We start from the raw sequence: 13,780 nt of genomic DNA on the forward strand, positions 1-13,780 counted from the left end.
TAAATGGCAGCAAAAAGATACACTTCAATGGCATACGCAAGCGCAGACGAGATGACCTTCGGCGTATCCAAGTACCCGGTAAAAGCAGGCCTCGGTCTCGAGATCGGTGCAGGCTATACAATTCCTGAAGTTAACTATGCCCCAAGGCCAGAAGCCGGTGCATCCAAGGAAAAGCTCGTAAAGGAATACGAGAGGATCACTACCGACATTATGGCAAGAATGGTCCAGGTCGGTTTCCCGGCAGTCATCCTCGAAACCGAACACGTTCAGCAGATGTCCAACAACCCCTCTTGGGGAGCAGAAGTTGCACATGCCCAGAAAACCATCATGGAAGAATACCACGATGAATACGGCATAAAGTGCGCACTCCGCCACACAATCGGTGACATCCGTGAGAACAGGGACTTCCTCCAGCTTAGAGGCGACAAGTACTCTGTCTTCCTCGAAGCCTTTGAAGAATGCGCCAAGGCCGGTGCTGACCTGCTTTCCGTAGAGAGCATGGGTGGTAAGGAAGTATTCGACTACGCAGTTCTCAGGAACGACATTGCTGGTATGCTCTATGCAATCGGCTGTCTCGGCTCCATTGATATGGAAATGATCTGGTCCGATATTGCAGCAATTGCACAGAAGACCGGCACTGTTGCAGCTGGTGACACCGACTGCGCCCAGGCAAACACCGCAATGTTCATCGGCGGTGGACTGCTCGACAAGAACCTTGCCCACACCCTCGCAATTCTCGCAAGGGCAATCTCTGCCCCAAGGTCCCTCGTTGCATACGAAGCCGGCGCAAAAGGCCCTGGTAAGGACTGCGGATATGAAAACGTCATCATTAAAGCCATCACCGGTATGCCGATGACCCAGGAAGGTAAGACCTCCACCTGCGCTCACTCTGATGTAATGGGTAACCTCATTATGCAGTGCTGTGACTGCTGGTCCAACGAGTCTGTTGAATACCACGGTGAATTCGGTGGTACAACTGTTCAGTGCTGGTCCGAAACCCTGGCATACGACTGCGCCCTAATGAACACCGCTCTTGAAACCAAGAACGACAAAGTTCTCAGGGACCTTCTCATGCTTTCCGACAGGTACAGAGACCCCCAGGCATACGTACTCGCATACGACAATGCATACAGAGTCGGCGAAGCAATTGTCAAGGACGGAGACAACATCTACCTCAGGGCAAAGAACGCTGCAATCGCATGCTGCGACATTGTCAGCGAAGGTGCAGCCGGCAAGCTCGAGCTCTCCAGGTTCGAAACCAAAGCACTCGCAGACGCAAAGGCATCCCTGGACTCCCTCACAGACGACATGGACACCTTCATGGACGACTGCCTTACAAAATACAAGAGTGAAGTTAAAGTCTTCCTGCCGGAGAACTACGGCTTCTAAGCCGAACCCTCCGGTTCTCTTTTTCTTTTTTAAACTCGTCTTTAATCCCTGGATTTCTTAATACTTCTCGCTACCTTTGACCCGTATTTTTGCATTGTTTTTGTCGCCCTGTACCCTTATTTCTGTTCCTACCCCAATTCTCAATATCTTTGCGTATAAACACTTGCATTTCAGTTCGTCAATGATTAATAATAACGGCAGACACGAAAAGTTCACACCGGATTTTAAATCCGAGACATATCTGCAACCCTGAGAAAACCCACTTTGTAAATTACCCCTCTTGAAAAAGTTGAAAAACAGTTTCTCTTGCCCATAAATCCACCCTTTTGACCACAAACATTGACCTGCAAGCGTTTCGCCGCCTGACCACACAGTTGCGTCGTTTTCGGTCAAACCGTTTTTAAAAAGGTTTGCGTTGCGCCGCTTAACCACGCCGCTTCCAGGGGTTTTTGATCAAACTTTTTCTGAAAAAGTTTGCGATCAAGCAGGTTTTGAAAAGGTTTGCAGGTTTGAGGGACTTTCACTCAGTTAACGAACCGATTAAAAAAGGAAATAATATAAAGAAGTAAAGAAGAGAAGCAGAATAAATCAGGTCAAAAAATCTTAGAATTGTATTCGAAAGAGAAAATATATTCCCTGGACATGAGAACAATACTTATTTTATAATTACATAGAAAAAAAGAAAAAACCTATATACAGGATAGGACTATCGATAAATAGTAGCGTGGGACAAAAAATATACGAACAGACCAGAAACCGTGCCATAAGTAAAAAAAACCTACTTGGCTATCCCATGTTACTTTTTTACAGTGAACCAATCCCTCAAAACTTTTCTTTTTATTTCTTGTGATTTACCAGTTAATAAGTTGACATTTTTGAGACGTTAACATACTTATGTTCTACATCTCAATTCCCACTACTTATTTTCTGGTTTTTTTCATTTTCCTCTGGAAAAGAGCAAGTTATTGATAGTGTAATAGAATTAAAGACAGATAGGGTGCTAAAAAGCGAAAAATCTACTTTGGCAGGCTGCGTTAAAAATACATCTGATTCTACAAAAGAATTGGCGGGAAAAGGGTTTAGCAAAAAAACAGAAAAGCTGTGAAAAAACTTATAAACTTGATTTAAATTAAACATTACCGGATATTTAAGCAACCCAATAACTCATGCTATCTGATTCAAGATCTTTTCTATTCTGGATACCATAGGCTTTTCAGCCCTTATGTACATGTAAGCAGGGAGTCCCGACCTTGAGAAATTCTGGAAAAATTTCATTGCCAGGCTGTTAATTCTGGGAAAATCTTTAATTCTATCATTTGCAAAAAGACTTATTACTCTATCAAAGCTTGGGACCTTTGTAGTGAAACTCAGATCTTCTCGTAACTGTCTATCCATGGTAAAAACAAGCTCAATCCAGGAGTTCAATTCTTTTGTAATATGTCGCCTGGCCCCTCCTTCAACCACAATATATGACCTTCCTTTTTTAACATTTTCAAAAAACTCCCTGAAAGTTTCCCCTTTTGCGAGGGTGTAAACAGCTCCCATGCCTCCTGTGTGGCTATCTGTAGTTGCAACAAGCCCTTTTCCGTACTTCCTGGCAAGTGCTGCAGTTATGAGATTTTTCTCCGTTAAGTTCTGCATGTTATATTCAACAACTGGAAACTGCTTTATAAGTTCAGGTACAGCCCATAGATTAGGGCGGTCTCCGATAGCGAACTGAAAGGGATGGTTATACATATGGGGAAGGTCGTGAGTTCTGAGATAGCGGATAAAGCTTTTAAAATCGCGTTCCTGATTTGCAATCAACTCAAGTTCCCTGAACTCTTCCGAATCAAGTTCAAAAACATTAACGTGAAGAGTGTGTCCTATGTGTTCAGGGTCGTTAAGTGAAATTTCAACCCCTGGAACCAGTCCTTCCCTTTCCCAACCAAGCAGATCGTAAGCTTTGACAGTATCATGGTCGGTAAAAGTCACAAAATCAAGCCCTTTCGACCTTGCTTTTTCAAAGAGAACTGCAGGATGCATTGCCCTCACAGGAGGGACATCATAGGAACAGGAAGAGTGTACATGCAGATCCATTTTCTTCCATCCTTCCTGAAGAAGAGTTTCTGCAACCTCAGAGCTTACAGTTGTTTTAGCATTGTTTCCGGTTTTTCCTCGCATAAACAAGCACGACCATTTTATTCAGAAATTCCTTGCAGTGAAAAGGTTCAAGAATTCTTACTTAGTAAAAAGAATGCAGGACGAGTATAAAGAGATTTCGCTAAAGAATATAGTTTTTCTATTTAACTCATATATTTAAATTAAGTGAATTGAATGTGTAGATAAGTAAGTACACTAAATATAAAATTAAAAGAACACATAGGTGAAAAGGAGGAAAAAATAAGCGAAAAAGAAGGAAAACGATTGTGAGCAGATTATCTATCGGTCATAGCATAAATAAAATAAACAAAAGGAGCAGATGGAAAAGCAGAATTTTAAGCCCATTTTTGCAAAAAAAGCTATTTGAAGGATAGAGTATTCCCCAAAATCTCCGAAGGAAAAACATGAAAAATAAAAAATATTGTTTTCTGAAACAGATAACAATAATTAATGAGATTATTACATAGAAAACGGGAAAATATATATAATGAGAAAGAATATCATTGATTGGTAGCGTGGGACAAAAATATACGAACAACCAGCACGCAAACAGACCGGATAATATGCTATCAGTAGAAATTTACTTAATTATCCCATGTTACTTTTATTACAGTAAGTCTGTATCTTAAATTTCTTTTTTTTATTTTTTGTGGCCCATAAATTAATAAGTTAACATCTCCGGACGTTCAAGTACTTACATTTTGCATTCAATTCCTCGTATGCACATTTTTGTTTTCTCGCAGGTTAGCTGGAAAACAGGTTTCAAACAAAGAATACCAAGAGAAAAAAATATCAATCACTGTTGGAAGTATAATAAACTATATAGTAAAGATATTTTGTCTATGAATATCCTAATTTCGTTCCTATATATAGGCTAAATCGGATAAATACATATATTACCCTATGAATTCTATTCTAAAAGTCGAAACTGAATGAGTAAGACAGAGGAATAGATATCAAAAGAATAGTACATCTTTCAGACATTCATTTCTCAGAGGCATATTATATGCCTGAGATTGCAGATTCAATGCTTGAAAACATAAATCTGAACTCTCCGGATATTGTAATAATCACCGGCGACCTGACTGAGAATGGGCTTGCAGCCGAGTATAATGGGGCAAAAAAATTCATTGACAGGATTGAATGCAAAAACAAGGTAATAGTTCCAGGAAACCATGACTCCAGAAACGCAGGTTACCTCTTTTTTGAGGATCTTTTCAAAACCAGATCGACTTTCGGGCACTTTGACGAAGTCACTGTAATAGGGCTTGATTCTTCCCAGCCTGAGCTTGAAGAAGGGCACATAGGAAGGGAGAATTACGGCTGGATAGAGACTATTTTCTCATTAGGCAGTTTCAAAATTTTTGCCCTGCACCACCACCTTATTCCAATTCCCAGGACTGGCAGAGGAAATAATGTACTTGTAGACGCAGGAGATGTCCTGGAACTCCTGGACCGTTCAGGTGTGAACCTCGTACTCTGCGGGCACTGGCACATCCCCTGGGTCTGGAGGTTAAACGATATGCTTGTCATCAGTGCGGGAACCGTCTGCTCTTCCAAAGTTCGTGGAAAAATGTCTCAGTGTTACAACCTGATTGAAATTGATGCGCCAGAATCCGATTGCACGCGCTGGCATCTGCAAGTTTGCAGAGTTTTCTCGGGAGGAGAAAAAGAAAAAGTTGTTGATAGTATAATATAATCTGAGTTTAGACCAGATTGTAAAAGAGACACAGAATGAAGCTAAAAAAATGAAAACTAAAACCAGCGAAATTTTCTGGCATCCCAGACCTCACGAAACCGGATGCAGGAACAATCACAATGCTAATCTATCATCATGCGCAATAATAATAAGATGGTAACAAGTATGAGACCAGAGGAAAAGAAGAAGGTCCTTTTTCTGTGTACCCATAACTCAGCCAGGTCACAGATGGCCGAAGGTCTTTTAAGGGCTATTTATGGAAATCGATACGAGGCTTACAGCGCCGGCATTGAAGCCACAACTGTTAATCCTCACGCTGTTACAGTCATGAAGGAAATCGGCATCGATGTATCCAATCAGCGCTCCAAAGCTTTCCAGGAATTTCAGGATACTGTATTTGACTTAGCGGTCACGGTCTGCGATCGGGCTAAAGCGGCCTGTCCTATCTGCAGCACAAATCCGGAGCTTCCGACCAGACTTCCCAGAGCAAGAGGAGTAATTCACAAAAGTTTTGAAGATCCTGCCGCGGCTGTTGGATCAGAAGAAGAGCGGCTCAGAGTCTTCAGGCGAGTCAGAGATGAGATAAAAGACTGGATTTTGCAGACATTTGAGGAATGATACCGATTCAGTATCCTGATTTTTGCCTGTTATGTGTTACAATTACTATGGTATAATTGATACGGTATAATTGCTATGGCATAATTGTTATGGCATAATTGCTATGGTATAATCTTTTTTGAAATTCACGATATCTCCAATCCTTAGAGTGAAACAGGAAAAATAGCTCTACCGGGTTCGTTGAAAAATAATAAGAATTAATAAGAATACTGGATACTGGAATTTTCCTATAAGAAAGTCCAGGTAAAGTGTTTTTTAAACTAAGCAAATTGCCCCTGAATGAAAAAGGCATGTAAGGAAAAAGATAACGACTGACGATCACTTACTGTGAGTGAAAAGCACCTATTCGCGGGTTATTTATCTCAGAGACTATCCAGAAAGCCAATAATACATGTTAAAAGGTACAATAGGTCTATAATATCGAGTACCTGTTAGATTGTGAATATTTCTATTTTGAAAACTGCAATAGGCTATACACTTTTCGGATAGGCTCTTAATCAGATGCTTTAAACAGCTCAGGATGCATCTCTTTTAATTTTGTTGAAAGTTTTTCATCTAATTTTGCATTATAAAGTGTTTTTACATTAGAAAGCTGGTCAATTAATAAATGCTGAGCCCCTTCTAAATTTGCCTCCTTAAATTTAGCCCCTTTAAGATTAGCCTTTCTAAAGTTGACTTTTCGAAGGTCAGCTCCATTAAAGTTAGCCCCAGTGAGGTTAGCCCTTTGAAGGTTAGCGCCCTCAAGTTTAGCTTTTATAAGGTTAGCACCCTCAAGTTTAACCCCTTTAAGGTTAACCCCCTGAAGTTTGGCCCTTATAAGTTTAGCTTTTATAAGGTTAGCTCCTTGAAGGCTGGCTTCTTTAAATTTTGCCTCTTCCAGGTTAGTCTGCTCAAATTTAGCCTTTTTAAGGTTAGCTCCTTTAAGTTTAGCCTTTTCAAGGTTAGCCTTTCCGAGGTAAGCTCCTTCCAGGTTAGCCTTTCTAAGGTCAGTTCTCTGGAGATTAGCCTCTTGAAGATTAGCTCCTTGAAGTTTAGCTCCCTGGAGGTTAGCCCCTTCCAGGTCGGCTCCTTGAAAGTTAGCTCCCTGGAGGTTAGCCTTTTCAAGGTCAGCCCCATTAAAGCTAGCCTCTTGAAGGTTAGCCCCTTGAAGATTAGCCTTTTCAAGGTTAGCCTCTATAAAGGCAGTTCTCTGGAGATTAGCCTCTTGAAGGTTGGCTTCTTGAAGATCAGCTCCATTAAAGTTAGCCTCTTGAAGGTTAGCCCTTTCAAGATTTGCTTCTGTAAGGTCGGTTCTCTGGAGGTTAGCTTCTTGAAGGTCAGCCTCTACAAGGTCAGCTCCGCAAAGTATGGCCATTTGAAGTTTAGCTCCTTGAAGATTAGCTTTTTCAAAGTTAGCTCCCTGAAGTTCAGCTCCCTGGAGTTTAGCCTTTTTAAGGTTAGCTCCTTTAAAGTCAGCCCCTTTAAGGTTAGCACCTATAAGATTTGCCTTTTCAAGATTAGCTTCTATAAAATCGGCTCCTTCAGGCTTAGTCTCTTGAAGGTTAGCTTCTCGAGGATCTTTTCTTTCTTTACCGTCCATTTACAGTTGATCTATATTATACTTAAATAAACATTGCTGTCCTACGATTAACTTGCTTTGAATGTGAGTGAATTCAGTTAAATCAAATCGGTTATTAAATCTGTTTTTATAAGGAGAAGAAATTAACAATTGACTCTAGATACTGTTTTCGTGATGAAAGAAGAGGGTAATTAGTAAGTTACATTCACAGAACTTTCGGTAAGCTCACAAAGTTTTCGATTAATAAGTTTGTTGAGAATAATAATAGTACAACAGGGAAACTAAAAGTCCCATGTCCGGCAAACAAAGATCAATAAAAATAATGAAAAATCGAACAATAGGTTCTTGGAGATTACTATATAGAATAATGCGGAAGAGTATATATGATCTGAAAAATATGAGTAATGCAGCCAATATTAGGAGGAAAGATGTGGATAGCATAAAATTGTTCAAAAAAGTAACAGACATGATAAGTACGATTTTTCTTTACATATTGCTGCTTGCATTAGTTGTGGGGATGGCAAAAACCTTACTGGATATTCGTTTTATTTTGCTTGAATCCCTTGAAAGCGGATTCAATCATATGGTGACAAGTGTACTGACGGTTTTTATTGTCATTGACCTTTTCAAAGCCTTCGTGGATTACCAGGAGAACGATCGGATTAAGCTTACGGATATAACGGATGCCACAATTCTAATAGTCCTGCGTGAAATCGCTGTTGGACTTTATGCACAAAAATTCGGGTACGAATTTGTTTTAAGTTTGGCGACTCTACTGCTCGTACTGGGTATAATGAGAGTACTGGCTGTCAAATATTCTCCGGCAGAAACCCAGGAGCCTCATATTTCTGTGCCGAGGGAAGAGCGGCTTTCAAAAACTGGCCTGAGTGTTATTTTTGATCGTTACAATGCTACTCATGAAAACAACTGATTTCCTTATTCAGGTGATTCAAAGGTTTCTTCTTATCACGAACAAGGCCTCAGTTGACAGTCTTTAATCAGTTTCGTAAGATGGATTCAAAGGTATTTTATTCAGAAAATAAAATTCTGACAAATAAATATACATTTGAGGCTAAATATCCATACTTAATTAGCCAATTACATAGAAAAGAAGAAAAATATATAAACAGGAAATGAGTATTATTACTTAGTAGCGTGGGACAAGAACATACGAACAGACCAGAAAAAGATACGAACAGACCGGAAAATATGCCAACATCTATTAAACCCAAATTTCCCATGTTACTCCCTTTTAAATTGGATTTGCTCCTGAATCTCTTCATTCTATTTTTGAATATACGGTTGCTTCGTACAGAATAGATTATTTTTATGCAAATTACTCCTGAAAGTTTTAAGCCCATAGAAGCAGTTTAGAGTAATGGAAGAAAGGTAAATACCGGGATTGAATAAAATGAAAATTTTACTTTTTATGTGCGGAGAAGGGCTTGGCCACACAAGTCGAGGTCTTGCTCTGGGAAAAGAGTTTCTGGCTGGCGGGCATGAAGTATACTTTGGGGCATATGGGAACTCAAAAAAGCTGGTAGAAAAAACAGGATATCAGGCATATGAAATTCCCCCTGAAATAACGCTAGCCGGAGAGGCCGGGATCTTTGATATCAAAAAGTCCATTAAAGAAACCCTCAAGAATACTTCCCTTTCAGGATTCAGAGAACTTTTGAGGTTGATTGAGAAACTCAAACCTGATGTCATACTTTCGGATGGCTACTATACAGGTATTCTTGCTGCACGGGCTAAGAGAACGCCTGTTTATTTTATTGGTCACCAGTTCAATATGGTGGAATTTTTCCAGAATCAGGATTTCCTGGTGACAGTAGCAGGAGAATTAGTCAAGAGCTTTTACAACTACATCTTCAGAAGTGTAAATGGCATCATTGTGCCTGATTATCCGCTTCCATATTCTGTAAACCGAAAAAACTTCAAACTTACAAAAAGTATCAATAATACCATTTTCTTCAGCGGCCCACTTATCAGGTGCAAATATAGTGAAGTTGAGTCAAAAACCTTCCAGCGCCCAAACGTCCTTTCAACCATTGGTGCTTTCGGATACAGAGCAGCCATATTCAGGAGCGTACTTGAGGCTGCAGAACTGGATCATAGTATCCACTATACCTTTATTTCAGGGCCCGGAATAGATCCCGAACAGTTCCCAAAAATCCCGGAAAACGTTGAATTTGTAGGCTTTACGGAAAATCCGTTTCCTTATTACAAAGGCTCGGACCTGGTAATCACTGCAGGAGGACATGGAACAATCCTTGAAAGTCTTTCTTTCGGACTCCCTCTGCTTTCTTTTCCGGATGAAAAACACATAGAACAGGAAAATAATGCAACCGTACTTGAAGAAGAGGGATACGGAAAGAGAATGAGCTACCTTGCAGGGCCGGAAGTTATTCTTGCCTGTATTAGAGGAATTCTGGAAGGGGAAGAGTACTACAAGAAGACCAGAAGCTTGAGAGAATTTGCAGAGGAACTTGACGGACCTGCAGCTGTAAGGAAGTTTCTTGAAAAAGAGATTAAAGAAAAATCTAATGAAAAAGACTGAAGACAGAAAGATAAAAAATCCGAGCGAAAAGCGAATAGGGAATAAGAACATTCAGAAAAAGAGGGATAAGAATGAAGGTAATAATTTTAATCTGTGGAGAAGGGCTTGGACATACAAGCCGCAGTCTTGCGCTCGGAAAGAATTTCTGGCTGGCGGGCACGAAGTGCATTTCGGAGCTTATGGATATTCAAAAGAAATGGTTGAAAAGGCAGGATATTCGACACATGAAATCCCTTCAGAGATAAAGCTGATCGGAAAGGCTGGAACCCTGGATTTCACAGGCTCGATTGAGGCAACCCTCAAAAACGCGGATATTTTAGGGGGGCCGAAACTTCTGAAGTTGATAAAAGAGATAGACCCGAATGTCATTTTTTCGGACAGCTATTATCTGGGAACGCTTGCTGGTTTTAAACGTAGAATTCCGGTATACCTTATCCTGAACCAATCAAATATGGAAGAATTTTTTAAAAATAGAGGAGTATCCTTAAGGCTTCTTGGGGAAGTGACCAGGAGGTTCTACAACCAGATTTTTGAAAAGGTAGACAAAATAATTATTCCTGATTATCCGCTTCCTTATACCGTTTGCAAGAAAAACCTGAATTTTCGGAGTAAAATTCAGGAAAAGCTGTTCTACAGTGGCCCCCTTGTAAAAGAAAAATACGAAGAAGTGGAGCAGGTTCCCCTTAAGAAGCCGCATATTGTTTCCCTTATAGGGGGCTTTGGGTACAGAGAACCTATTTTCAGAAAGGTACTCGAAACAGCAAAGCTGGAACAATCCATTAATTATACCCTGATTTCAGGCCCTTCATTTGATCCCTCAAAGCTTGTTGACCTGCCGGAAAATGTACAGCTTCTTAAGTTCATAGAAGATACTTACCCATACCTGAAAAGTTCTGATGCAGTAATAGCTCCCGGAGGGCACAGTACCATTATGGAAGCCCTGAGCTTCGGGATTCCTATCCTTTCTTTCCCTGACAGAGGGCATAGCGAGCAGGAGAATAATGCTGAAGTGATTGAGGAAGAAGCCTATGGAAGGATACTAAGTTATTCCACACCTCCTGAGGTCGTCCTCGAATGTATTCGGGAAGTTCTCGAAGAAGAAAGGTACAGGAATAAAACCGAAAGGCTGCGAAGGCTTGCCAGAGAACTGGACGGGCCCCGTGCTGTAAGGGAAATGCTTGAAAAAGGGTTTAGAGAAAAAACTTTTTAAAAAGCCTCTTCAGTTCCCGCAATACTTTTGCAAACCTTTGGTTGAGTGAAGAAAATGACCAGAAAAAATGATCAGAAAAAAATGATCAGAAAAAGCCTTGATCACTCGGGAATGAGGCTCTTCAGATAGTCGAGAAGGGCAGCATGATCTTCGAGCACGAGATCCGCGTGCTCCACCTTTTCAGGCTCAAGCATACTTGCAACTGCAACACAGTAAAGCCCTGCCCTTTTGGCGGCAGTTATCCCCAGAGGTGCGTTTTCAATTACTATGCACTCGTTTTTTGTCAGATCAAGCTCTTCAAGGGCTTTGAGGTAAGGGTCAGGATCAGGTTTCCCGCGCTCCATGTCGCTGCCGGTAATTACTACCTCAAAGCAGTTAGAAAAATACTTGTTCACAACTTTGGTTACTGTATCGACGTGTGACCCGGAAACCATGGCGAGCTTGAAATGCCGTTTTAACTCCTTAAGGCAATCCAGAATGCCTTCAAAGGGTTTTATCTGATCAAACTCAAGAGCTTCGCGTTTCTTTTCAGGCAGTTGCTCTAAATGCCAGGGTTCAGGCTCTTTTCCGGCCTTTTCGAAAACTGACTTAATTAACCTCCTGTTGTTTGAGCCTTCGAGCTCGTAAATATCTTCCCTGGTTATGGTAATACCAACTTCCTTGAAGGCTTTAACCCAGGCGTCGGCCTGGAAACGCATGGAGTCTACAAGAACCCCATCCACATCAAAAATTATCGCTTTTAACATCTATTCAATAGATTGTTATAATCTATAATAAATATTATGAAAATCAAAGTTCAGTAAAATCTCTATATAGATATGTCTAAGGTTGTGATAACCGGAGTAATTTTTCCAGCAAGCCTTTTCATCCGTTTCATTTTAAATATTTCTCGTACAGGTAACCTCCGAGCCAGTACCCGAAAAAGGCAAAAATAAGCGTGCCTGGAGCGTAGACCGGAAGGTCGGATCCCTCGACGGAAAATAAAAGGTTGAAAAATAAGAGGTAAGAGATTAAAAAGGTTAAAAACCCAATTATCTCAATATATTTTTTTTCCAGTTTCAAGTTTTACCTTAACCCCCCATCCGCAACCGTAAAATCTAGAAATCACAGAGATTGGGCTTATCCGGATTACACAAGCTTTTTGAAAAAAAAGCTTGACCAAAAACCTTCTTACTTTTAATTTTCTTACTTTTAATCTCTTTACTTTAATTCTTCGCCTTGCTTGCCTTCTTCTCCTTCTTTCTTGAAATTAAGAGAAACGGCATTAATGCAAAAGCGTTTCCCGGTTGGTGCAGGCCCGTCTTCAAAGAGATGACCCAGGTGGCTTCCGCAGCGGGAACAGACTACCTCAATCCTGTTCATGAAATAGCTGGTATCCTCTTTGAGCTTTACCCTGTCACTCGAAATCACATCGTAGAAACTTGGCCAGCCGGTTCCGGACTCGAATTTGGTATTCGAGGAAAAAAGCTCCTGGCCGCAGGCAGCACAGGTGTAAACTCCTTTTTCCTTGTTATAGTACAGGTTGCCGGAAAAGGGTCTTTCCGTACCTTTCTCCCGCAGGACATGATACTGTTCAGGCGTAAGTACCTTTTTCCATTCTTCCTCAGATTTTTCAATTGTTTTCTGTGCCAGTTGCAAACCCCCTATGCATTTAAGTTAGTTGTTCAGGAAATATTACTTTTTCTTCGAATTGTAAGTAAAATGATAAAATTGCGTATTATAAGTGAGAGAATCAAATATAAGGATATAATTACAAAAATTATATAATATTTAATATAAATAATGTTTCAGGAATAAGATCTGTTAGTTTGGGGCGGCATGGAAGAAAACCTGGAAAAAGGAAAAGACTACAGTATAATAACGGCTGTACTTATCCTTTTACTTCTTGTGGCGGTCTTTGTGGTTATCGTTTCTAAACAAATTAGCCTTGGAAAGTTTACGCTGCCATTCTATCTAATAGTGTTGGGAATGTTTTTCTTTGCTACAGCTATGGAATCCGTAACTAAATTAGGAGAGCGGCTTGCTTCCCTCGGCTGGACCCTCAATATGTTAGGCTTCGTTCTTTTTTATCAGTACGCAACAGGGAACCTGCAAAGCGGAATCTACATGTGGCCTCTGGTTTTCCCCTCAGGAATAGGCCTGGGACAGGTCTGCTACGGAGTAATTAAAGCCAGAAAAGAGCTCGTTGAGCGTGGAAAAATTCTCATCCAGATAGGGGTCGGGCTATTTATCCTGATTTTCGTGGTTTTCAAGCTATTTTTCCAGTGGACTACCCCACGCTAAAGCTATGGGGCTTTCTACTTCATCCCTCTCTCTTTCGAGAACAAGTCCATAGGCTCTTCCCTGCGTTCCGCAGGTGTCAAATAGTTATTAGATTTTGGTCAAGGAGAGAGAACTTTTTGATATTAATTGCAGCATTAATATCCCTATCATGCGGAGTCTTGCAATCAGGGCAAGTCCATTCTCTATCCTTTAGTGTTAGATGTGAATTATAATACCCGCAAACGTTACAAAGTTTTGAAGAAGGCTCAAACTGTCCTATTCTCAGAATCGTTTTCCCGAACCATTGAGCTTTGTATTCTAACTTTGTTACAAAACTACTCC

The 13,780-nt window shown here is 40.6% G+C and carries 12 protein-coding genes and 1 pseudogene; 7 read left to right on the forward strand and 6 right to left on the reverse strand.

Annotated features, from left to right (window positions below; translation table 11 throughout):
• Positions 1-3: 3 nt before the first annotated feature.
• Positions 4-1,389, forward strand: a complete 1,386-nt coding sequence (gene mtaB, locus ACPK8D_RS14280) for a methanol--corrinoid protein co-methyltransferase MtaB (protein WP_424718525.1) — start codon at positions 4-6, stop codon at positions 1,387-1,389.
• A 1,164-nt stretch (positions 1,390-2,553) separates the two neighbouring features.
• On the opposite strand, the gene ACPK8D_RS14285 is transcribed toward mtaB, so the two are convergent.
• Entirely contained in the window at positions 2,554-3,552 is a 999-nt protein-coding gene (locus ACPK8D_RS14285; protein WP_424718526.1) for a PHP domain-containing protein, read from the reverse strand.
• A 928-nt stretch (positions 3,553-4,480) separates the two neighbouring features.
• Here ACPK8D_RS14285 and ACPK8D_RS14290 point away from each other — a divergent pair.
• Both ACPK8D_RS14290 and ACPK8D_RS14295 read left to right on the forward strand, forming a co-directional pair.
• Entirely contained in the window at positions 4,481-5,230 is a 750-nt protein-coding gene (locus ACPK8D_RS14290) for a metallophosphoesterase family protein (protein ID WP_424718537.1), read from the forward strand.
• Between the two features lie 165 nt (positions 5,231-5,395).
• Positions 5,396-5,848 (forward strand): arsenate reductase ArsC, encoded by a 453-nt coding sequence (locus tag ACPK8D_RS14295; protein ID WP_424718527.1) that lies wholly within the window; start codon positions 5,396-5,398, stop codon positions 5,846-5,848.
• 493 nt (positions 5,849-6,341) lie between these two features.
• Here the strand turns inward: ACPK8D_RS14295 and ACPK8D_RS14300 are convergent, their stop codons facing one another.
• Entirely contained in the window at positions 6,342-7,427 is a 1,086-nt protein-coding gene (locus ACPK8D_RS14300) for a pentapeptide repeat-containing protein (RefSeq protein ID WP_424718528.1), read from the reverse strand.
• Positions 7,428-7,836: 409 nt separating this feature from the next.
• Between ACPK8D_RS14300 and ACPK8D_RS14305 the strand changes: the two genes are divergently transcribed.
• From ACPK8D_RS14305 to ACPK8D_RS14315, 3 genes and pseudogenes are all read left to right on the forward strand, one after another.
• Positions 7,837-8,337, forward strand: a complete 501-nt coding sequence (locus ACPK8D_RS14305; protein WP_424718529.1) for a phosphate-starvation-inducible PsiE family protein — start codon at positions 7,837-7,839, stop codon at positions 8,335-8,337.
• A gap of 480 nt (positions 8,338-8,817) precedes the next feature.
• Complete coding sequence (locus tag ACPK8D_RS14310; RefSeq protein WP_424718530.1) at positions 8,818-9,966, forward strand: UDP-N-acetylglucosamine--N-acetylmuramyl-(pentapeptide) pyrophosphoryl-undecaprenol N-acetylglucosamine transferase; 1,149 nt, start codon at positions 8,818-8,820, stop codon at positions 9,964-9,966.
• Positions 9,967-10,037: 71 nt separating this feature from the next.
• Positions 10,038-11,176: pseudogene (locus ACPK8D_RS14315) on the forward strand (UDP-N-acetylglucosamine--N-acetylmuramyl-(pentapeptide) pyrophosphoryl-undecaprenol N-acetylglucosamine transferase).
• Between the two features lie 101 nt (positions 11,177-11,277).
• On the opposite strand, the gene ACPK8D_RS14320 reads toward ACPK8D_RS14315, so the two are convergent.
• From ACPK8D_RS14320 to msrB, 3 genes are all read right to left on the reverse strand, one after another.
• Positions 11,278-11,922, reverse strand: a complete 645-nt coding sequence (locus ACPK8D_RS14320; RefSeq protein WP_424718531.1) for an HAD family hydrolase — start codon at positions 11,920-11,922, stop codon at positions 11,278-11,280.
• 127 nt (positions 11,923-12,049) lie between these two features.
• The gene (locus ACPK8D_RS14325; RefSeq protein WP_424718532.1) at positions 12,050-12,238 is read right to left on the reverse strand and encodes a hypothetical protein; all 189 of its coding nucleotides are present in this window, start codon (positions 12,236-12,238) and stop codon (positions 12,050-12,052) included.
• A gap of 138 nt (positions 12,239-12,376) precedes the next feature.
• Complete coding sequence (msrB, locus tag ACPK8D_RS14330; protein WP_424718538.1) at positions 12,377-12,808, reverse strand: peptide-methionine (R)-S-oxide reductase MsrB; 432 nt, start codon at positions 12,806-12,808, stop codon at positions 12,377-12,379.
• Between the two features lie 186 nt (positions 12,809-12,994).
• Between msrB and ACPK8D_RS14335 the strand changes: the two genes are divergently transcribed.
• Positions 12,995-13,459: a hypothetical protein gene (locus tag ACPK8D_RS14335; protein WP_424718533.1), complete on the forward strand. Its 465-nt coding sequence runs from the start codon at positions 12,995-12,997 to the stop codon at positions 13,457-13,459.
• A 76-nt stretch (positions 13,460-13,535) separates the two neighbouring features.
• On the opposite strand, the gene ACPK8D_RS14340 is transcribed toward ACPK8D_RS14335, so the two are convergent.
• Positions 13,536-13,780 (reverse strand): zinc ribbon domain-containing protein (locus ACPK8D_RS14340; protein WP_424718534.1); only part of this gene is annotated, 245 nt, incomplete at its 5' end.

The sequence above is a fragment of the Methanosarcina sp. genome, from assembly GCF_049706645.1.
Lineage (GTDB): Archaea > Halobacteriota > Methanosarcinia > Methanosarcinales > Methanosarcinaceae > Methanosarcina.

Excerpts from the sequence above, each read along its gene's own strand:
- ACPK8D_RS14285 (WP_424718526.1), bottom strand. The coding sequence starts at position 3,552 with ATGCGAGGAAAAACCGGAAACAATGCTAAAACAACTGTAAGCTCTGAG.
- ACPK8D_RS14335 (WP_424718533.1), top strand. The coding sequence starts at position 12,995 with ATGGAAGAAAACCTGGAAAAAGGAAAAGACTACAGTATAATAACGGCT.
- mtaB (WP_424718525.1), top strand. The coding sequence starts at position 4 with ATGGCAGCAAAAAGATACACTTCAATGGCATACGCAAGCGCAGACGAG.
- ACPK8D_RS14300 (WP_424718528.1), bottom strand. The coding sequence starts at position 7,427 with ATGGACGGTAAAGAAAGAAAAGATCCTCGAGAAGCTAACCTTCAAGAG.
- ACPK8D_RS14310 (WP_424718530.1), top strand. The coding sequence starts at position 8,818 with ATGAAAATTTTACTTTTTATGTGCGGAGAAGGGCTTGGCCACACAAGT.
- ACPK8D_RS14320 (WP_424718531.1), bottom strand. The coding sequence starts at position 11,922 with ATGTTAAAAGCGATAATTTTTGATGTGGATGGGGTTCTTGTAGACTCC.
- ACPK8D_RS14295 (WP_424718527.1), top strand. The coding sequence starts at position 5,396 with ATGAGACCAGAGGAAAAGAAGAAGGTCCTTTTTCTGTGTACCCATAAC.